Source organism: Pseudomonas sp. Soil_N_39 (genome assembly GCF_057655955.1).
This window is the reverse complement of sequence record NZ_JBDGLI010000008.1, coordinates 80,809-102,472: the sequence shown is the minus strand read 5'-3', so window position 1 is coordinate 102,472 and position 21,664 is coordinate 80,809. Positions and strand designations below refer to the sequence as shown.

General features: G+C 63.5%; 8 protein-coding genes. 4 read left to right on the top strand and 4 right to left on the bottom strand.

Annotated features, from left to right (window positions below):
- Positions 1-253: 253 nt before the first annotated feature.
- Both AC3A5O_RS13860 and AC3A5O_RS13855 read left to right on the top strand, forming a co-directional pair.
- On the top strand, positions 254-889 hold the full coding sequence (locus AC3A5O_RS13860; RefSeq protein ID WP_305470746.1) for a ferric reductase-like transmembrane domain-containing protein: 636 nt from the start codon (positions 254-256) through the stop codon (positions 887-889).
- Positions 890-906: 17 nt separating this feature from the next.
- Complete coding sequence (locus tag AC3A5O_RS13855) at positions 907-1,413, top strand: HvfX family Cu-binding RiPP maturation protein (protein WP_487753301.1); 507 nt, start codon at positions 907-909, stop codon at positions 1,411-1,413.
- A 153-nt stretch (positions 1,414-1,566) separates the two neighbouring features.
- Here the strand turns inward: AC3A5O_RS13855 and AC3A5O_RS13850 are convergent, their stop codons facing one another.
- The 3 genes from AC3A5O_RS13850 to AC3A5O_RS13840 form a co-directional block, all read right to left on the bottom strand.
- Positions 1,567-2,316 (bottom strand): HvfC family RiPP maturation protein, encoded by a 750-nt coding sequence (locus tag AC3A5O_RS13850; RefSeq protein ID WP_305492248.1) that lies wholly within the window; start codon positions 2,314-2,316, stop codon positions 1,567-1,569.
- On the bottom strand, positions 2,309-3,154 hold the full coding sequence (locus AC3A5O_RS13845) for an HvfB family MNIO-type RiPP peptide maturase (RefSeq protein WP_487753300.1): 846 nt from the start codon (positions 3,152-3,154) through the stop codon (positions 2,309-2,311). Before AC3A5O_RS13845 ends, AC3A5O_RS13850 begins: the two co-directional genes overlap by 8 nt.
- 261 nt (positions 3,155-3,415) lie before the next feature.
- The gene (locus AC3A5O_RS13840) at positions 3,416-3,802 is read right to left on the bottom strand and encodes an HvfA family oxazolone/thioamide-modified RiPP metallophore (protein WP_053119671.1); all 387 of its coding nucleotides are present in this window, start codon (positions 3,800-3,802) and stop codon (positions 3,416-3,418) included.
- A 299-nt stretch (positions 3,803-4,101) separates the two neighbouring features.
- Here AC3A5O_RS13840 and AC3A5O_RS13835 point away from each other — a divergent pair, with 299 nt between their 5' ends.
- Both AC3A5O_RS13835 and AC3A5O_RS13830 read left to right on the top strand, forming a co-directional pair.
- Positions 4,102-5,901 (top strand): thiamine pyrophosphate-requiring protein, encoded by a 1,800-nt coding sequence (locus tag AC3A5O_RS13835; RefSeq protein ID WP_487753299.1) that lies wholly within the window; start codon positions 4,102-4,104, stop codon positions 5,899-5,901.
- Positions 5,902-6,181: 280 nt separating this feature from the next.
- Positions 6,182-8,755, top strand: coding sequence for a bifunctional diguanylate cyclase/phosphodiesterase (locus AC3A5O_RS13830; RefSeq protein WP_487753298.1), 2,574 nt, complete (start codon positions 6,182-6,184; stop codon positions 8,753-8,755).
- A 282-nt stretch (positions 8,756-9,037) separates the two neighbouring features.
- Here the strand turns inward: AC3A5O_RS13830 and AC3A5O_RS13825 are convergent, their stop codons facing one another.
- Positions 9,038-21,658, bottom strand: a complete 12,621-nt coding sequence (locus AC3A5O_RS13825) for a filamentous haemagglutinin family protein (RefSeq protein ID WP_487753297.1) — start codon at positions 21,656-21,658, stop codon at positions 9,038-9,040.
- Between the last annotated feature and the right edge of the window lie 6 nt (positions 21,659-21,664).

Sequence of the window (21,664 nt, the reverse complement as noted above, 5' to 3'; positions counted from 1 at the left end):
GCTTGCTCGCGATAGCGGTGTGTCTGCCGGCATCCATTCAACTGACCTGACGCCATCGCGAGCAAGCTCGCTCCCACAGGGGTTTGGTCAAGTTGGGATGCGGTTTGTATGCCAGTGTGTCTACGGATAATCGACATACACAAACTTGCACAATGCTGCGTCGCGGACACACCCTGCTTACACCCGCTTGAAAGACTCCCTTGTATCCCCGGCGACTATCCCGACCGGGTCTCGACATCCAAGGAGCCGTTACATGCCTACCGCAACTGCATCCCCCCTTCGTTTCCAGGGCTGGTCGCTGTTCAGCCTGCTCGCCGCCCTGGTGCTGTTGATGACCGGGTTGATCCTGGTGCTCAACCCGGACCTGACCGAAGGCGTGCGCAGTGCCATTCGCGCCACGGCGCGTTCGTCCTTCGCCTTGTTCCTGCTGGCCTTCACCGCCTCGGCATTCGCGGTGCTGGTGCCCTCGCCCCTGAGCCGGTCGCTGGTGCGTGAACGGCGCTTCATCGGACTGGCCTTTGCCTTTTCCCACCTGGTCCATGCCGTGCTGATCTACAGCTACGGCCAGCTCAACACCGAGTTCTGGCCCGGCCGCACCACCCTCGGCAACGTGCCCGGCACCGTGGGCTACGTGTTCATCCTGCTGCTGGCGCTGACCTCGTTCAAAAGCACCACGCGCCTGATCGGTTTCAAGGCCTGGAAGCGCCTGCATGTCACCGGTATGTGGGTGCTGGCGGCGATCTTTGCCTATTCCAACTTCAAGCGCATCCCCATGAGCGACTGGTACGTGCTGCCCTTCGGCCTGATTTGCGCCGCTACCGCCATCCGCCTGGTGGGCAAGCTAGCCCAGGCCATCCAGCGTCACCAACGGTCACAACACGCCGCTTGAGCCCTGGGAGATCGGTCATGTACTCAAATGTCTTGAAAACACTGCATATCCAGCTCGATAACATCGGGGCATGGCTCGCGCCGCTGGGCCTGCGCCTGTTCCTGGCCTGGGAGTTTTTCGAATCCGGACTGGAGAAATGGAACGGCGAGAACTGGTTCGCCGATATCCAGTCCGCCTTCCCGTTCCCCTTCGACCATGTACCGGCCCTGTGGAATTGGGAACTGGCAATGTGGGCCGAGCTGATCGGCGCCATCGCCCTGCTGATCGGATTGGGTACGCGCTTGTCGGCGCTGGTGCTGATCGTCGTCACCGTGGTGGCGACCGCTGCCGTGCACTGGCCGGCGGACTGGTCGAGCCTGAGCGAACTGGCCCAGGGGTATGCGATTAGCAACAAGGGACATGGCAACTTCAAGCTGCCATTGATCTACCTGGTGGCGTTGCTGCCGTTGCTGCTGCAGGGGGCTGGAAAATTGAGTGTGGATGCCCTGCTGAAGACCGGGCTGTATCACCAAAACAAGGCCTGACAAAAATCCCTGTGGGAGCGAGCTTGCTGTGGGAGCAAGGCTTGCCCGCGATACAGACGACCCGGTCAATCAGTCAGGCCAAGGGCGCCCCATCGCGAGCAAGCTTTGCTCCCACAGCAGCCCCTCACAAGGGCTAGCATTTCAATGGGCAGACTACTGCTGCACGCCAACAACCCCTTCCACCTGCATCCGCCGCAACAGCGCGACGGCGCTGTCCATGAACTCGAACGAAGCCACCCCTGCCTCCCGTGCCAACGCCAGCAACTGCCCTCGCCCCGCCAACCCGGGATCTTCCTCGATGCGTTGCAAAAGCCGCCAGGCCAGCGGGCTGAGTTCGGAAAAACGTACCTCAAACCCAGGCGTGCGCCGCACCAGCAACAGCGTCGGCTGGGCCGGTGGCGTCGAAGGCTGGTAGTTCGGTGCCAGGCGATGCACCGGCCACTGGTACGCCAGCGGCCAGGCCAGGGGGGAGACATGCAGCGGCAGATCGAGCAAAGCGGCCTCGTCATGAGCCAGCAACGGCTCGGCCTCGGACTGCAGCAGCGCCATCTCGACCCACTCGTAGTGCGCCAGCTCCGCCACGAACGGCGGCCAGTCCGGCGACGGCTGGGCGGCGAGGTAGGCCACAAACTCCTCGGCGATTTCACCGAACTTCGGCGTGGCACAGCGATGCTCCCGCAAGAAACGGCGCACGCAGGCACGCCAACGCTCCTGTCCCAGCACGCCCACCAACACCGGGAAGGTGCCGCTGAGCAGCGAGCGCATGTTTTCGAAGATCAGGTCGCGGTAGACCTGCGCCCGCGCCGCGTCCATGCCGGCTGGGACCGGGCAGTGTTCCGGGTCACGCAGGTACCGGGTCAGCGCCTGTTGCTGCTGATGCAGCGTTTGTCGGGCCTCAGCCATGGGTCACCGCCTGCCGGGTGACGGCCGGGTGTTGCAACTGGCGAATGGTCTGTAATTCGGCCACCAGCGCGGCATAGGGCGGGAAATTGAAGTCCCGTTCGAGCAAGGTCGGCTGCACACCGAAACGTGCGTAGGCCTGGGCCAGCAGCGCCCAGACCACCGGCTTGACCGGCGCGCCATGGCTGTCGATTTTCAGCGTGTCGGACTCGTCGTAATGCCCGGCCACATGCATCGCGACCACCCGCCCCGGCTCGAGGCCCGCCAGGAATGCCTGGGGGTCGAAACCGTGATTGACCGAGTTGACGTAGACGTTGTTGACGTCCAGCAACAGGTCGCAATCGGCTTCGCCCAACACCGCCCGGGTGAACTCCAGCTCGCTCATGTCGTGTTGGGGCGCGGCGTAATAAGAGACGTTTTCCACCGCCAGGCGCCGCCCCAGCACATCCTGGGCCTGACGGATCCGCGCCGCCACGTGATGCACCGCTTCTTCGGTAAAGGGCAGCGGCAACAGGTCATACAAATGCCCGTCATCGCCGCAGTAGCTCAAGTGCTCGCTGTACAACGGCACGTTGAAACGTTCGAGGAAAGCGCGCACCTGGTCGAGAAACGCCAGGTCTAGCGGCGCCGGCCCACCCAAAGACAACGACAGGCCATGGCACGTCAACGGATAACGTTCGGCCAGCGCATGCAGAGCGGCGCCATGAGGGCCGCCGATTCCGATCCAGTTTTCCGGGGCCACTTCGAGAAAGTCGAAATCCCCGGTCGGTGCCTGGCGCAGTTCATCGAGCAAGGCCCGGCGCAGGCCGAGGCCTGCCGAAGGTTGAGGTAAATTCAACATGGACACATCTCCTGGGAAAGCAAGAGATGAGGAAGCGCAGCGAATGGTGCCAGTCGAACACCAAACTTGTGGCGAGGGGATTTATCCCCGCTGGGCTGCGAAGCAGCCCTGAAGCCTGCCAACTCGGTGTGCCAGGAAGATTGAGTCTGCTGCATTGGGGCTGCTGCGCAGCCCAGCGGGGATAAATCCCCTCGCCACATAGACAGCGCATGGCTCCTTTCTCATTTCGGCCATTCGCATACGCCCCTCACCCGTTAGAAATCAGGACTCGATAGCCGCCCCACACTTGCCTTCGCCACATTTGCCTTCCGCGGTCTTCGCCTGGGCCGACAGGTATTGCTTGGCTTCCGGCAACGAGATACCGCCGTCATGGTTGGCGTCGATCTTGTCGAACTCAGCGGCGCGCTCCGGTGCCGCGGCGATGAACTCGTCCCGCGAGACCTGGCCATCGTGGTTTTTATCGGTCTTGGCGAATTTGTCTTCGCCGCACTTGCCTTCGGCGGGTTTCTTCACGGTATCGGCTGCCGCCAGGGTGTAGCCCTGGGCCAGATCGTTCATGGTCAAGGCCGAAGCCGCCGTGGAGAGACCCAGGCCGCCGACCAGGGCCAGGCCGAGTGCAAGGGACGAATTGCGAGAGAAGTTGAGCATGGGGTATTCCTCTGACGATTGACGATTAAGGCGCCAGTCACCCGCACCGAAGCTCGGTGTCGGCTGGCTGGCGTAGTTAATCGCCGGTGTGTATCCGGCCTGTGTCGCCGGCCCGGGCCTTCGTCAAGCAGGTGTATCTGGGCCGGTGCGGTACACATTGCGATACACGCCCGCCCGGCCTCAGGTCCCTGGCGTTGAAAAAATCGAAACCTTGGAAGGCCTGCACCGGTCAAGTCCTGTATGAACGTCAACCGCTGCGCGTCGCGCCAAGCGCCCGCGGCCTGAAACGAGGGACAGACATGAGCATGACCGTCGGTGATTTTCTGGTGGAACGTCTTTATGAATGGGGGGTTCGCCGCATCTATGGCTATCCGGGCGATGGCATCAACGGCGTGTTTGGCGCCTTGAACCGCGCCGAGGGAAAAATCCGCTTCATCCAGGCCCGCCACGAGGAAATGGCCGCGTTCATGGCCTGCGCCCACGCCAAGTTCACCGGCGAGCTGGGGGTCTGCATCGCCACCTCCGGGCCCGGCGCGTCCCACTTGGTGACTGGCCTCTACGACGCCCGGATGGACCACATGCCCGTGCTCGCCATCTGCGGCCAACAGGCCCGCGCCGCGCTGGGCGGGCATTACCAGCAGGAACTGGACCTGGTCAGCCTGTTCAAGGACGTGGCCGGAGCGTTCGTGCAGCAAGCCAGCGTGCCCGCCCAGGTGCGCCACCTGGTGGACCGTGCCGTACGCACGGCGGTGGGCGAGCGCCGGGTCACGGCGCTGATCCTGCCGAACGACCTGCAAGACATGGAATACACCGCGCCGCGCCACAAGCACGGTACGGTTCACTCCGGCGTCGGCTACCGCAAGCCCAGCATCGTCCCCTACGAAGAGGACCTGCGCAAAGCCGCCGAGGTCCTCAATGCCGGCAAGAAAGTCGCCATCCTGGTCGGTGCCGGCGCGCTGCACGCCACCGACGAAGTGATCGCCATCGCCGAGAAACTTGGCGCTGGCGTGGCCAAGGCACTGCTGGGCAAGGCCGCCCTGCCCGATGACCTGCCCTGGGTCACCGGCACCATCGGCCTGCTAGGCACCGAGCCCAGCGACAACCTCATGGCCGGCTGCGACACGTTGCTGATGATCGGCTCCGGCTTCCCCTACGCCGAGTTCCTGCCCCCTGAAGGCCAGGCCCGGGGCGTGCAGATCGACATTCAGGCGGACATGCTCAGCCTGCGCTACCCCATGGAAGTCAACCTGCACGGCGACAGTGTCGACACCTTGCGCGCCCTGCTACCGCTGATCGAAGAAAAACCCGACCGCGCCTGGCGCAAGAAAATCGAACATTGGCGCGAACGCTGGGACCGGACCCTGGAAAAACGCGCCAGGGTATCCGCCAAGCCGATCAACCCGCAACGGGTCACCTTCGAACTGTCGCCGCGGCTGCCGGACCGCGCCATCATCACCTGCGATTCCGGGTCCTGCGCCAACTGGTTCGCCCGGGACATCAAGATCCGTCGCGGCATGATGTGTTCGCTGTCCGGTGGCCTGGCGTCGATGGGCGCGGCCGTGCCTTATGCCATCGCGGCGAAGTTCTGTCATCCGGAGCGGCCGGTGATCGCCCTGGTGGGCGACGGCGCCATGCAGATGAACAACATGGCCGAGCTGATCACCGTCGCCAAATACTGGCGCACCTGGGCCAACGGCAGCTGGATCTGCGCGGTGTTCAACAATCGGGATTTGAACCAGGTCACCTGGGAACAGCGGGTCATGGAGGGCGATCCGAAATTCGCCGCCTCCCAGGACATCCCCGACGTGCCCTACCACCTGTTCGCCGAATCCATTGGCCTGAAGGGCATCCTGGTGCTGCATGAGGACGACGTGGCCACGGCCTGGGAAACCGCGCTGGCGGCGGATCGTCCGGTGCTGATCGAATTTCGCACCGACCCCGACGTTCCACCGCTGCCGCCGCACATCAAGCTGGAACAGGCGAAGAAGTTTGCCTCGACCCTGCTCCAGGGCGACCCGAACGAGCGAGGCATCGTGGTCGAGACCGCCAAGCAGGTATTGAGCAGCCTGCTGCCGGGTCATCGCACGGATAAAGAGTAAGGCTGACGCGATGCCGCCGTTGAGCTGCATCGTCACTATGAACCGTCCCCGCGGCTGATGTTCTGCGTGCTGTGGGGATGGCTGGCCGTGCCTTGCAACCGATGGTGGCAGGCCGCGACCGGGGGCCAGTCGCTGCCCAGCTCATGCGTTTCAAGACCCGCACAGGAGGAAAACAACGCAGCCTGTCGGCCCCTTCGTTAACACGACTCAGTAAATCAGCCCACCCGCCGATATAAGACAGGTGCGGGTGAAATCGCTTTTTGGCTGATGACTTATCTTTATGATTGAAAATGCTGGCAATGACTCGACTGTCCTCTCCCCGGGCTCGCCAACCCGTAGCTTCACCCGTCGCACTTTTCCGGCCATCATGCTCCTGCTGTTTGTCATGTCCGCCTTGGCGATCGCCGTACTGCTCAACATCACCGGCGCCCAGGATCGGCGCGCCCGTGAGCAGAGCCTGTTTTTCGCCCAGCGGGCCATCGAGGGGATTCGCACCGGCATCGGCCGCGACCTGAGCGACTATTCCAAGTGGAGCGACGCCTACCGGCACCTGCATGTCGAGGTCGACAAGGAATGGGCCTATGACCAGGAAAACGTCGGCAGCAGCGTGTATTCGCTCTACGGTTACCAGGCGGTGTTTGTCATTTCCCCGACCGGCAAGACCGTCTATTCGGTGATCGATGGCCAGATGAGCGACGTCGATGCCGACACTTGGCTGGCCGGTGACCTGCGCGCCCTGTGGAGCAAAGCCAGCACCGAGGAAAATCACGACGAAGTGGTCGTCGAGATGCTGCATCACGAAGACGCCCCAGCGTTCGTCGCCGTGTCCGCCATCACCACCGGCACAGACAACAGCGTGGCGCAAATTCCCGGCCAGCCCAGCCTGATGCTCTTCGTCAAGGTCCTGGACCCCGGCGCCCTGGAAAACCTGGCGCAGAACTTCGCCCTGCCCGATGCCCATATCGCCAGGACACCGGGCCCAGCCGATACCGCCCAACTGCTGCTCGACGACCTGACCCTGGAGGCCCTGGCCTGGCGACCACAAACCCCGGGCCAGGACCTGCGCAAGATCCTGCTGCCGTTGCTGGCCGTGGCGTTACTGGTGCTGGGGATCCTGGCCCTGGCCGTTCTGCGCCATGCCTTGGTGATGCTTCGCGCCCAGGAAAGCCAATACGCCAGCCTGCTGGCTCACCGCAAGGCGCTGGAACGCAGTGAAGAACGTTTCCGCGACATTGCCGAAGTCTCCTCCGACTGGTTGTGGGAGGTCGATTCGACCGGGACCCTGACCTATCTGTCGGAACGCTTCGAACAAGTGACCGGGTTCAACCCCACGGAATGGCTGGGCAAACCCCTGCACCGGCTGCTCCACCCCCATGGCGGCTCGATCTCGATTGCCCAATGGCTGCTCGGCGGTGCCAACAGCCTCTCATCGGCGCCGCTGCTGTGCGAGTACACCGCGCGCAACCAGCGCATCCGCACCTGCAAACTCTCGGTACGGGCCATCGAGGCCGGCACCCTGGGTTTTCGCGGCACCGCCACCGACATCACCGACGAGTTGCGGGCGCTGGCCCAGATCAAGCACCTTTCCTTGCACGATCCGCTGACCGGGCTGGCCAACCGCAACCGTTTGTTCGATTGCCTGCGTGAACACCTGGGCCGACCTGATCGCCCGCCCCTGGCGTTGCTGAACCTGGACATGGACCGGTTCAAGCCGGTCAACGACTCCCTGGGCCATGCCGTGGGCGATAAAGTGCTCAAGGAAGTGGCGCATATTCTCCAGCAAAACGTGCGTGGCACCGATCTGGTGGCGCGGCTGGGGGGGGATGAGTTTGTCATCGTCATGCCCGATCCCGGCGACGCCGACAATCTCGATCAACTCTGTGAACGACTGATCGACTGCATGCAACGGCCCATGCACCTGGACGGCAATACGCTGTACCTGGGGGTGAGCATCGGTGTCGCCTGGTCGCAGCCCGGTGACGAACGGACCGATGAATTGTTGCGCCACGCCGATATCGCCTTGTATGCGGCCAAGGCCGCGGGCCGCAACACCTGGCGCGTGTACGTGGAAGCCATGGGCAACCTGGCCCGCGACCGGCGGCAATACGAGCAGCAACTGCGCGACGCCATGCAACGGGATCAACTGGAACTGCGCTACTTGCCGCGCTTCGACGTGAGCGCCGAGCAACTGCACGGTTTCGAAGCCCAGACCTTCTGGCACCATCCCGAGAAAGGTGAACTGGGTGGGGCCGACTTCATACCGGTGGCCGAAACCTCTGGCCAACTGGAGGAGCTGGGCACCTGGATGTTGATCAACGTCTGTGAAGAGGCCGCGACCTGGCCGAACGCCGTCAATGTCTCCATCGCGGTTTCCCCCCGGTGGTTCAACAGCAGCTTCCTGCTCAACCAGGTGCAAGAAGCCCTCGAAGCAAGCGGCCTGGCGCCTCAGCGGCTGACCCTGGAAGTGGCCGAAGGCGTCCTGCTGGCCGACCACAAGACCGTCGCCAGCACCCTCCATGCGCTCAAGGACCTCGGCGTGCGGATCAACATAGACAAATTCGGCACCAGCATCGCCTCCCTTCGCGAAGTACTGAACCAGCCGTTCGATGGCATCCGCTTCGATCGCAACATCCTCTCGCAGCTGGGCCTGGAGGACGACAAGGAGGGCGTCCTGGCGATGATCCGCTTGAGCCGCAGCGTAGGGCTCATGGTCACCGCCGAAGGCATCGAAAACGCCCGGCAATTCAGCCAACTGCGCAACGTGGCCTGCGACCATGTCCAAGGCCCCTACTTCGGCGCGGCCCTGGCCCGCTCGGAAATGGCCTCGTTCTTCACCACGCCGCGGTGGCTGTAACCCACTTCTCCACCGCTATCGCGAGCAAGCTCGCTCCCACAATGGGCCTGTATCGGACCCAAAACCTGAGGTCACCCAATGACCCTGTGGGAGCGGGCTTGCTCGCGATGACGCCAGCACAGCCAACATATATGCCAGCAGGTCCACCGCTTTCGCGAGCAAGCCCGCTCCCACAATGGGCAAGGGGTGCACGCAAAAACTCATGAACACCCCTAGATCCCTGTGGGAGCGAGCTTGCTCGCGATGACGCCAGCACAGCCAACCTCACCGCAAGCTCAATCCCTACAAACTCAACCGCCCCCGCTCCTCCTCGGTCAGCCGCTGGCGGCTCTGCTCGTCCAAAGGTCCCGCGCCCAGGACCTGCACCGGGCTGGCCGGATCATAGGCCCGAGGCGCTTCGCGGCTGGCACCATCGCGTGACGGGGCCAGTTGCTCGGAGCCAAAACTCACCACCTGCACGGTAAACACCGACGCCTGGTTCTGCCGCGCGGCGTTCTGTTGCTGACGGGCCACATCCTCAGCCGCTTGCGTCGCCGAGGACGCCGCCGAACTGGCCGAGGTGATGGCCCCGGTGTTCACCGAGGCCGCCAGCGGCACGCCGGAGGATTTGCCCTGAGTCTGGATGTTGGCTGCGTTCACCACGGTCAATGCCGCGATGTTCACGTTGCCCGACACCCGGATCCCGGCCTCGCCCGCGTCGATGGTGCCCAACGGCGCGATCAGGTCGATATCCCCCGCCGCCACTTCGGCAATCGGGTTGAGGGTGGCGATACCCGCGCCGGTGCTCGGCACCGACGGCGACAGGGTCACGTTGCCCCAGGTGTCGTACAAGCGCTTGGGCGGCGTGTACACCACGGTGGTCTTCGAACCCCGACCGGCGTTGATATCGCCCTGGGCCGACCAGCCGAGGATCGAGCCGCCGAAGGTGGTCATGATCCGACTCTGCCCCAGCAGAATGCTGTTCTGCGCGTACAACTGGATATCGCCCACGCCCTGGGTAATGACCCCGGCGGTGGACGGCGGCGCGTTGCCCTCGATGCCGAAGGTCTGCCCGCCGCCCGGGGTGAGCATCTGGATGCTGCCGCCGAAAGCGGTGTGCACACCCGCCCCGCCGAACATGGTGATGTCGCCCTTGTAGGTGATCGCGTTGCCCGCCACATCCTTGCTTGGGAACAACAAGTCGATAGCCTCCCGCCCGCGCAGGTAGCTGCCCTGACGCACGCCGCCCGCCTCGTTGTACTCACGACCAGCGGCCTTGAGCTCGGCAAAGTACACATCCCGGGCAAACACCCGCTGCTGCTCGGCCGGCAGCGCCGCGAAGTAGCTGCGGGCCTGCTCGGTGTCGCCGCTGAAGCCGAAGCGTTTGTCCAGCCAATCCACCAGTTCCGCCTCGTAGGTCTTGGCGACCTTGCCGTCCTGGTTCGCCAGGGGCACACCGGCCAGGGCCTGGTTCGCCGGGTCCAGGTACGCCTTGACGAAGCGCTCGTAATCCGCCCCGTTGAGCCCCGCGCCGGCTTGCAGCACCAGGCTCGCGCCGGGGCGCGCATCCCCGGGCACCACCGCGCCGAGGCTGGTGATGCTGACCTTGTCGTCCATCAGGATATTGCGCCCGGCGGTGATTTCCAGCAGGCCGGGGCCGGCAACGTTGAAGGTGCTGTAGAGGATGTCGCGCCCGGCCGAGACGATGGAGATGTCGGTGGGGTTGTTGTGGATGAAGAGGTTGCCGGTGGTGGTGTAATCCCCCGCGTCGAAGTTCTGATTCAGCGAGCCGCCCAGTGGTATGCCACTGCTGACAATGTCTCGTCCGGCCATCATCCGGACAGGTCCGGCGCCTTCGTATGCGATTCGCCCCGGCCATCTGCCCGTAGAGACTGATGTCATCGACCGTCCAGTGGCGACTGCCAGCAAGTCACCTTCAAGCGCATAGAAGCGAGCAGGATCGACATTAAGGGCCCATTCGCTGGAAGCGCTGCTGGTGTCAAAGGCAAACATCGGCAATATGTTCGCACTAGGGCGAGCGGGGTTGCCATCGGCTGAGAGATTGCTGGTCTTTATGACGAAACCATCGACGATACCGGCAAAGGCCGGCCGAAACGGTGTGGCCAGGGCTGCGGACGATGCACCGGAACGACTGACCGACATATCGCCACCGTAGATGGAGTCGCCGGCCATGAATTGCAGTTCACTATTGACGCCGGGAGCAAGCAAAAGGGCTGGACGATTGTCGCCGTTGTAGGCTGTTCCATACAATGCCGAGGACTCCCCATAGTAAAGGCTGCCACTGGCCGCCACAGCTCTCAGGATCGATGGGTAGACCACCGCCAGATCCGTTGCGGTACTGAAGGTAAAAGGCGTCAGGTTACCTCCCGACGACCACAAGTCGATCGCGGTATTGGCCGTCCACAGCGTGAACCAGCTCACACCCGATCCGTTAGTCGCACCATTTTTGAAGGGCGACACACTCATCATCGGCGCCCGGCCCGGGTCGGCGACGTCCATCACGACAAGGTCGCCCAAAGTTGTCACATCAAAGGTAGCGTCGCCCGGCATGAGGGTCAGCCCACCCGTTGCAGATCCTCGTGTGGACTTAAAGGAATCGTAGGCCCGCGTTTCTCCAGGGGACTGTGCTGAGACAGCATTGCCATATTGAAGGTCGATTCGACCGATGGCGCCGCTATCGATCTGCGCGTGCCCCCGCAGGTTGATGACCGCGCCGTTGAGATGCCCGTTCACGAACAGGCTCTCGGGATTCAAAGCGCCACCCACACGCAGATTGAGATCACCGCCACCGGTCAGTTGCAGGCTGCCATCGGCGCCTACGCGCCCGGTGCTGCCCACAGCCAGCAGCAGCCCCTGGCTACGAGCGTTGATGTTTGAATTGAAGTCGCTACCGGCAAGTCGGTTCAACACACCCGCGTCACCCTTCACCTGTACATCCAGATCACCGCCGCCCAAGGTCCCGAATCCGGTGAAAGCGGCCATTTGATCAGCGCCATCCGACATCGTCGACGCGGTATAGCTACCGAAGTTGATCCACCAAGCGGTCGGCTGGCTGTTCGCTGAATCACCATTGCCCTGGCGCCAGAGCCAATTGCCCACATTGGCCGAATCCTGGCCCATGTCGGTAGGGTTCGGTCGCCCGTTAGAGTTGACAGGCGCGGTCAGATTACCGCTGAGGTCACCGCCGACCTTAAGCAACAGGTTACCGCCCGCGTCCGGATACCAGGCGCGATAGAGACTTTCAGTGCCGCCATCGACCAGCCTTTCATTGCTGCCATCCTCGTCGTTGAGCACCGTGTCGTTGCCGCCCAAGGCCTTGGGCTGGTTGTAGGGATCGCCCGGGAACGTCGGCGCCGACGAGGTGCCGGCGGTATAGATCCCGAACAACGAATCCATGCGCAGGCTGCCACCGCTCAGCAGTTCCAGGTCGCCGGTGCCGGTGCGGAGGACACTTGGACGGACACTGCCGGCAACCGGTTTGTATTCCCCGTCAGCGGGTGTACAAATTTCCGGTACTGCGTCGCAAAACGACTGGACTGAATCGAATTGGAAAAATTGCGCCGCGGCCTGGCTGATCAGCTCACCGGCCTTGACCTCGAAGCCTGAATTTGCCAGCTGTTCCTCTGCTGACTTGGTCCATTTGTAAGAAGCCTGGAGCGTGCAATTGCCACCAAAATCAGCACAAAAAGCTTCGGCCGATTCGTAACCGAAAATATCGCGAAAGATGGTTTCGTCGACAGGCTGGCCCAGTTCGACCGTGACCCCGTTGTTCAACATGTCCTCTACGCCCGCCTCGGTCCATATGAGGCTGCCCTTTCCGGGTACGAGCACACCGAACATGCCGTAGTGGCTGTCGGCGAAACGCAAGTCGCCATGGACCGGTTCAGGCTGGACGATCCGGCTGTCCGCAGCCGTCGTGTCGGCCCCGGCCACCAATCTCAACGACCAGGATTGAGAACCCTCGGCGAGCATGGGAGCGATGGCCCACATGCGGCCATCGCTGCCCGCAATCTCTGGACGCAACTGCACCGATTCGACGCCATCCGGTAACTTCACGTCGGTGCCGGACGGAAGCAGCGAACCGCGGTTCAAGACCAGGTTGCCTTCGAGCTTGAGGATATTGGTCTGCGCATTGCCCGCGTTTGCCACGTTGGGCAGCGCCACGCCCTTGGGCCAGGTGAAACCGCGCAGTGCGGCGGCACCGCTCAACACGCTGCCGGCGCCCAACTGCGAGCCGGCTTCGAGGGTCTGGGCCCGGCTCAGCAAAGTGCCTGCGGCAAACAGCAGGTTACCGGAGGCGTCGTGCACCGCTGCCGCCAATACCGTGCCGGCCGGCAGTTCCAAGGGTTGTTCCAGGATCGCCGCCACTGGCAACCGGGTGCCGGCAGCCAGGGTCACATCTTTGATCGGCAAGTCGTAGTTGAGTGTGGTTCCCGCCGGGAACGCCGTACCGTCGGCCAGCGTCACGCCGGCACCGGGAACGACGATGTCGCCACCGGTGAAATCGATGCCGGGCAGCAGCACCCAGCCTTTGTCATCCTGCGTGGGCGGCGGTGGCGCGAAACCGTCGTTGATGCTGCCGTAGATGCTCAAGTCGCCACCGGCGCGCAGGGTCAGCGCACCGGCCTCGCCGGAACCGTATATGTCGGTTTTCTGCGTGTGAGGGTTCACACTGGCGTAGCGATAACGGGACAGGTCCAGGTCTCCCTGCACTACCAGGTCGCCGTCGGCCGTGGCGCTGACAATCTCGACACCGGGCCGCAGGTGGAACGCATCGGCATAACGCGTGTTGTTCAGGCCGGCGAGCTTGCGTTGCATCAGGTCGCCGTTGTCCAGCGCGGCTTTGATGAACTTGGTGCTGTCGTCATGTATGTCTTTCAGGTAGTCCTGGTCGATGACCTGATAAGGACGGCCACTTGCCGCCGGATCGCTGCCATAGTCGGCATCGCTGTACTGCCACATACCGTTGACGGCAATCGAGCGAGCGCCCTGGATATCCAGGTTCCCGCTGGCGTCGATGGCGATGTCACCGTGGGTGGCATCCGGTCCGATGCGGCGGGCGTTGAGTTCCAGGGTGCCGCGAGCGCGACCATCATGCTGCCCCGCAGGCGCCGCGGTGCCATGGCGCAGATCGATGCGCGCGCCGTCGGCTAATGTCAGCACGCCGCCCCGGGAGGTCAGATCGACCATGGCGCGGTTCGGTGAGTCGATGATCTTGCCGTAGCTGTCCACACGCAGGCGATTGCCATGGGCATCGAGCACCGCGCTGCTGCCCAGGGTCAGGGAGCGCCCGGCGGCGAGCCGGATGCTGCCGACCCGTTCGCCGCTGGCGTCTACCTTGCCATTGACCAACAGGTTTCCGTTGTCGACCGACACGCTGATGGTCGAGGCCTTGAGTTCGTTGCCGATCACCAGGTCGCCCTGTTTGAGCTGGAAGCCACGGGAGCCGAACACCTGCCCGTCGTTCAACCGTTGGTTCAAGGCCACAAACTGCTCGCTGAGGTTACCGCTGTCGCCCAGGCGCTGCGCCTGGATTTCCACGCCGCCGGCCAGGTACGGCATGGCGGTGCCGCCGGCGTCATATTCGCCCGTGCTGTTGCCGAGAATCCGCCCCTGCAAATCAACGATCCCGGCGGCCTCGTCCAAGGCCACGGCACTGAGCCGGCCAGCCTGATTGTTACGGGCCGAGAGGTCGATGCTTGAGCCATCCGCTTGGCGGATATTGCCGTTGCGGCTTTGCAGGATCACCTCGCCACCGGCACTGTAACGCGTCACATCGTTAAAGGTGACTGCGCGCCCAGCCAGGTCGATTTGCGCCGCATCCGTCAGGGTCAGGTCATCCGTCGCGCTGAGGGTGAGCTTGCCGCTGGGCAACACCACTGCGCTGGCGAGGTTGAGGCTCGCTCCCTTGAGGGACAGCTCGCCCCCAAGCCCGGAGACAGCGCTCGGCTTGGCGGTCGTGCCAGTTACATTGACCGCGCCGCCGGCTGTGATGCGGTTGACCGATCCCGCTTCACCGGTGAGCAACGGCGTGAGGATATTCAGGTTGCCGCCGCTGGAGGCATAGCCCGTTTTCGCGTCATAGGCGCCCTGGCTCTGATACACCGCCAGGCTGCCCTTGTGATTGGCGGTCACACGTTCGCTGGCGCTGAGGTTGACGTTGGCGAACCCCAGTGCCAGGCGATCCAGAGTGGTGATAGAGCTGGGTTGGGTGAACGCACCGTAACCGAACTCGATACGCTGGGCCTGGATGTCCAGGCGACCGGCGCCGGTGCCAGCCCCGCCGGTAATCACCGAACCCGGTGCATCGACGCCACCGTTCCAGATCAGATTGGCGGTGCGGATGGTCGCCACGTCACTGGCGCTGCCGGCGCCATAAATGGCCGGGGTGCTGAGCATCAGGTTATTCAGGCGCGACTTGCCGGTGGCCGGGTCATAGGTGTCGAGGCTGACGGTGCCGTAGAAATTCAGCGCTTCACGGGCCGACAGCTCGAGGGTTTCCAGGGCTGGGGCGCCGTATTCAGTATCGCCGCGCAACAGGCGATCAAGAACGGTCTGGCTCAGGGTCAGACCCGCTGGCAAGACTTGGCGCGTCGCCGCATCGCTCAGGGCCTGGGCGGTGCCGACGTTGATGTTGCTCAGGGCCAGGGTCAGGTGACGGGTGCCGTAGCGCACCTGGTCGTTCAACTCCAGGCCACCGCCGGTGGCGGCAACAATACTGCCTTCGGAGTGAATCCGCGTGACGCCACTGCACGGCGTCAAGCTGCAGCCGCCTATGTTGATAGAGCCGCTGCTACCCGATGGAGGTGCCAACACATTGAGCAAGCCATTAGAGGCTGCCAGCATGTTGAAGTCTTTAAGCAAGCTATAAATAAAGCCATCACGGGCATCGTAAGCAGCCGCTCCACGACCAATGGTATTGATGGCGGCGCCTTGTTCCACCAACACCTCACCGCCACTGGCAAGCAGGAAAACCTCCGGCGCCGCCAGCGTCGCCCCTTCCCGCAAAATCACATTGCGCGACATATCAAACTGGGGGATGACATAGTTTCCGCTCTGGCCATAACTAATCGAAAATAGCCCGCCGATCACCTGACGCGAAGCGTTCAGCGCATTGAGGCTTTCGGCATTGAGGGTCACGCCCTCGAAGCCGGCCGTGGCCCCTCGCCCATCAGCAACCACCTCCAGTGCGCTGCCGGTGCTCCCAACCACTGCGACGGTACCGCCGTAGCCCCCTTTCTGGGGCGCGAACTTACCGATCCCCTTGAAGGAGAACGCCTGGTCTCCGGCCCCGGCGGACAGACTCAACTTCAGGGTCTTGGCGTCTATCGGCAACATCGCCCGAGGCACGCCCAGGCGCGCTGCGTCGGCCATGGCGAATTGTGCGTAGCTGGTTTCGTTGTATTGCGAGTAACGACGCAGCACCTCTCCCGACGTCAGGATGACCTGGCTGGACAAACTGTTACGCTGCCCGGTATTGGCGATCGACAACACCCCGGCGGTGCTCCAGGAGCCGTTGCGCATCTGCTGCGTGCCCGTTGTGGAGCCTGGCCCCGCCAAGCCGTTGACCTCTACCCGGAACGCCCCCGGTAGCAACGCATAAGTGGAAGGCATCAAGGTATAGGTACCCGCCGCCAACCCGGGAACACCGGTACCTATGGTGATCTGCTGGCCCACCCGCGGATCCACCGCGCCGCCTTCCGGGGCGACTGGCGCATAAGCACTCTGGTTGCCTGGCACGATGGCGTAGACCGGGTTGGAGGACAGTCCCGGCAGGGTGAAACCGCCGTTGGCGCCAATCTGGACCAACGGATTGAAACGCGCATCGGTGGAGCCGCCACGGCCAGAGATAAAACCGGCGCCGAGCAACTCACCGCCACCCGAGAGGTCCAGGACCGAGCCTTCCTGGGCCGCCACCGACTTGCCGCCCAGAATCACACCGATGTTCAGGTCGCCGGTGGTGGAAGGCACCGCGCCTTGCCCCAGAAAAACAACCTTCTTGCCTGCGTACTGATAACTCTGGCCATCGACAGTGCCGCCATAAGGCAGGACCAGACCCTGGCCACTGACCGACGTCAAGCTGCCCGGCAGCAAGTCCACTCGGGTCGATACACCCGCCAAGCTGTCGTTTGTACCGATTTCAAGCAATCCCAAAGGTGCACGGACAACACCACCTTGCTCGATCTTCGCGCTCCCCAGTTGCAAGCGCCCGAATACCGAATAAGGCAGTTGAGGTGCAACCTGGGTGGTGCGTCCGATGACCAGGCTACGCGCCTGGTCATAGAGAATCATGCCGCTTCCGGGTTCAGTACCCCAGCCATAGCCTGCCAATATCCGTGCACCTACACCGGTCGCGGGATACAACTGCGCCGCTTGCAGGATCATGTCCGAAGGGGTCAGCAATTGGGTAGTGAAGCCTTCGGGCATATAGGCGCCAGAGAATCCGGCCAGGAATCGAATATCACCCCGACTGTTTAATTGAGCCCGGTCGAAACCGGCGCGCTCCAGCTCGACGGTACTGCCGTCTGCCTGCCTCAGCGTGCCTTTGCCGCTGAATATCACACTGCCCTGTACATCCAGCAGGTCTGCGTTAACGGAAAACACTGCCTTGTTTGCCAACAGCGACACACCGCCGCCCTCGACCGCTGGCCGAGTATACCCGTCCATATTCGGTCGAGCGGCCGCCGGCCCGGACAGCAGCACATGGGAGGCATTGAGTTGGACCCGGGTATTGGCTGGCGCGTTTGCGCTCGGCCCAAAGCTGCGGGCATACAGGCTCAGGCTTTGGCCCAGAGACAGTGACACGTCGCCATCGACGCTCAACAGGCCATTGCTCAACAAGGCAAGGCTGTCGAAGCCGCCCGACTGGACCTGGTCCACGCCTAAGCGACCGCGACCGTAGACCAGTGAATCCGCCGAGGTCTCGGCCGTGTCGCCCAGCAGGGTCGCCTGGGCGTTTTGCCCCAGCACCAGCTCACGCACTTGCAAGACCCGATCACTGACCGCATCGTTGCGGTAATAGGGCGTTTCCAGGGCTACTGACAAACTGCCGCCTGCCGCCCCTGTGCCACCCGAACGAGCGCTGAAGTCGCCGTCCAGGTACAAACCATTGGCCGATGCCAGGGAAATACTGCCTCCATTACTCGCCACCGACGTACGTCCCTGGCCGGGAATGTCCAGTACGGCCTGGCTGCCATCCGCTTGCAGACGCGCACCGTCGCGCACCACCACAAACAGTTCGGATGCGGAAGCAGAACCTTTCGCGGCATCGATCTGGCCGCCGATGACAATCTGGCCGCCGTCGCGCACCAGGCCGTAGGTCTGGCCGCGCATATCCTGGGCAGTCACGGCGCGACTGGAGACGTCGATCAGCGCCTGTTCGCCGAGCCAAATGGAACGACCGTGGCCCTGGGCATTGACCCCTTCGCCGTCCGCACCCGTGACGCTCAACTCGGTGAGGCTGACCCGCCCGCCCCACGCATTAAAGGTGCCGTTGGCAGTCAGTTGTCCGATGCTGCGCACGTCGATGCCCTGCCCCGGATCGACGCTGATCACGCTGCCCTTGCCCAGGTTCAACACCGTGCTCGCCATGTCGGCGGCGCTGGAGTTCGCGGTACCGGCAGTGAGGCTCAGGCTTGCGCCGCGACGCTGGGTCAGGACGCCTTTGATCGCATCTTCCTGGTACAGCTGCGGCGTCCAGCGCTGCAAAGCCTCGGCCGGCTCTGCATCGCTGCCGGTGCTCAACGCCTGCTCGCCAAAGCGGTACACCGGCATCGTCACATCGACCCGGGTCCCGTCGGCCACGGTCAGGCCTTCGTTGCCAGTGATGTCATAGGCCGAGAAACCCTTGTCGAAGAAATCGCCACCCAGTTGCAGGGTGCCCGGTTCAAGCGCCGAGCCGCTGTTGCCGATCAGCACTTTATTGGCCGCCAGCTTCAAGGTCCCGCCACCGCTCACGCCGGTGCCGCGCAGTTCACCACCCAGGCTCAAGTCGCCGCTGTCTGACGACGTACTGGTAATCGCCGTCAGGGTCAGGTCCCCGCCCTTACCACCGCGGGTCTTGCCATCGGCCATGACCGCGGCACCGGAGCTGACGTCGATCAGGCTGCCCTGGCGCACATCTATGTTGTCGCTGCGCACGGACACTGTGCCGCCGTTGATAAATGGCAGACCTTGGCGGTCGTTGCCGTCGAGCAGCAGATTGCTCCACCGGCCAGCGGTGTTCAACGTCACGCCCTCGCCCAACGTGACCACAGCACGCTGACCTGTGGCGGGCGAAAGCACAACATCGCCCATCTGGAAATTATCGGTTCTGATCTGTTTAAGCACGTTACCCAAGGCAATGCGACCGCTGCGGGCCGTCAGGTCGGCGCTCACTTCGACCTGCGGTGCATAAAGCGTGATGTCGCCGCCATCGGCCACTTTTAGCGTGCCATCGACTTTGATGCCTTCTGTCGCCGCCACCTTGACCGCACCGAGCTGGAAGCCGTTGAGCAGATCGTTATCCAGAACCAGTTTGCCTTGCCGATCGGTGTCGACCACCGAGGTCAGGTCCAGCCCCGCAGCAATTTTCTCGGTCACCTTGCCGACGGTGACCTGATCAAGCGTGGGGTTCAAGGCGCTGTTGATCACACCGCTGGTCTTGTCATAGATCGGCGTGTAGCTGCCCACCCACAATTGCGCCCGTCGGGCCACGGCGTTTTGCGATTGCTGGTAGCCGTCGAGATTGAGATTGGGTGCCTGGGTCTGGCGTTCGCCCTGGTAGACCTCGCCAACGATCTGGCCTTCCAGCACGGCGTTGCGGGTCGACACTACCAGCTTGCCGGCATCACGGCCGACGGTGTAGCCGGCTTCGAAGCGCTCGCGCGGGGCGATCAGCGGGTTGTAGTAATAATCGGTCTGGCCCCAGCGTTGGCTGTGGTCTTCGTAGCCCTTGTAGATACCGGTGTAGAGGATATCCCCCGGCGCCTTGGACAATTCATACAAACGCCCATCGGCGCCCTTGAGCCAGGACTGGCGCAAGTAGCCGCTCTGCACATCCAGGGTGCCGCCAGACAGGTTCAGTTGCGCCGTCTGCTGAGTCACCACGTCGTTGCCGGTGAACGTCAGCGTGCCACCCTGGGCGGCCCATTCACCCATGCTGTGGCCCCGGGTGCCCAGGTAGCCGCCGACTTCCAACAGCCCACCCGCCGTGTACCAACGGTCAGTGGCGTAGCCGTTGGTGCCCGCCGGCACATAGATCAAGTCACGCACATCGACCCAGACATCGTTGTTGGTCAGCTTGCCGCCCTCGCGGTTGACCGGTGCGTCGCGCTGTTCGTTGCCCTGCACGTTGACCTTGATGGAGTTGGACTCCATCGCCACCTTGACGCCGATGGCGCCGGACACATCGATCACCGCACCATCGCGCACCAGGCTGCGACCGGAGGCGCTTACCGCGACCTGGCCGCCGGTGGCCAGGGTAATGGAGCCGTTCTGGAAGTCGACGCTGCCGCCACTGACGATCTCGACCCGCGACTGGTCGCTGCGGTCGACCACACTGCTGAGGTTGTTGAACTGGCCGGTGATCAGGTTGTTCGGCGTGCCATCCAGGCCGACGGGCCCGGCGTTGCGCTGGCTGTCCAGGGCGCTGCCGCCCGCAGCGTCGAGCAGCACTGCGGTGGCGCTGCCCTGCCCCAGGGTCACACTGCCGGTGCGGTCGTTGAAGGCGTTGAGCAGGTGCACGGTGCCGCGGGTGTCCACTGAACTGGTGGCGACGGCCACGCCGTTCTGCTCGACCCGGTGTCCGGTGAGGGTGATGTCGCCGGTGCTGGCCTGGATCAGGCCGCTGTTGATCACCGTGCCAGCGCTGCTGCCGGGCTTGAGAGACGTCGCGACCTCGTTGCCACGGGTGGTGGAACGCAGGTTGCCGCTGGTGCCTTGGCCCCGGCGGATGTAGAAACTGTCGCCCGCCGCCAGGGTGGTCTGGCCCTTGGCGGTGATGATGGAGCCGGCGTTCTCGACTTCGGTGCCCAGCAGCAAGGCATAACCGCCCCCGGCCGTGGAGGTGGCGGCACGGTGGGTTTCGATCAGCGCGCCCTGTTGCACTTGGACCTTGCCGGCTGCGTCGGTGAAGGTTGGCTGGCTGCCGGTGGCATCGACGTACAAGCCGCGCTTGTCGAATTGCTCATCGCTGATGTTGGCCGCCACCGCCGCCAGGTTGCGCACGTTGACCTGGCTGCTGCCGCTGAAAATGATGCCGTTGCGGTTGACCAGCATCACCGTGCCATTGCCCTTGATCTGGCCCTGGATCTGGCTTGGTCGCGCTTGAGGGTCGTTGACCCGGTTGAGCACGGCCCAGTCCGACTGCTGCTGGAAATCCACCGTGGTATTGCGCCCGACGTTGAAGGTTTCCCAGTTGAGAATCGCCTTGTCGGCAGTCTGTTCGATCTTCACCGTGGTCTTGCCGCCGGCTTGGGTCTGCTGCGGTCCCTTGGCATTGAGCCAACCCTGGGTCAGGCTGTTATCGACCTTGAGCCCGCCCTCGCCCAAACCGTCGGGCACCACCTGAACCTGACCGAGCGCAGCTTGCCTGCCTGCAGCCTGGGCCGCCTGCTGGGCCGCGATAGCGGCCACAGTGTTATTGAGGTTGGTCAGCGAACGCTGCAACTGCGCATTGGCCCGTTGCTGTTGCGCCAGGGGCGGCGGCATGCCGGGCTGCGCCGTCGTGGGCCGCCCCGCGCTACCGGCCTGGGACGCGCCCTTGGCGGCAAACCAGGCCGAACTGAACGCCGTCGCCGCCTGGGCATTGCCGGCCACCATCAGCAGGGCAATGGCCTGGGCCAGCGGCTTGAGCCGCAACATCGACAACTCGCCATCGCGACGTGGGGCGTTCAGTTTCGTCTGAGGTTTGCAGCGCAGCATCCTACT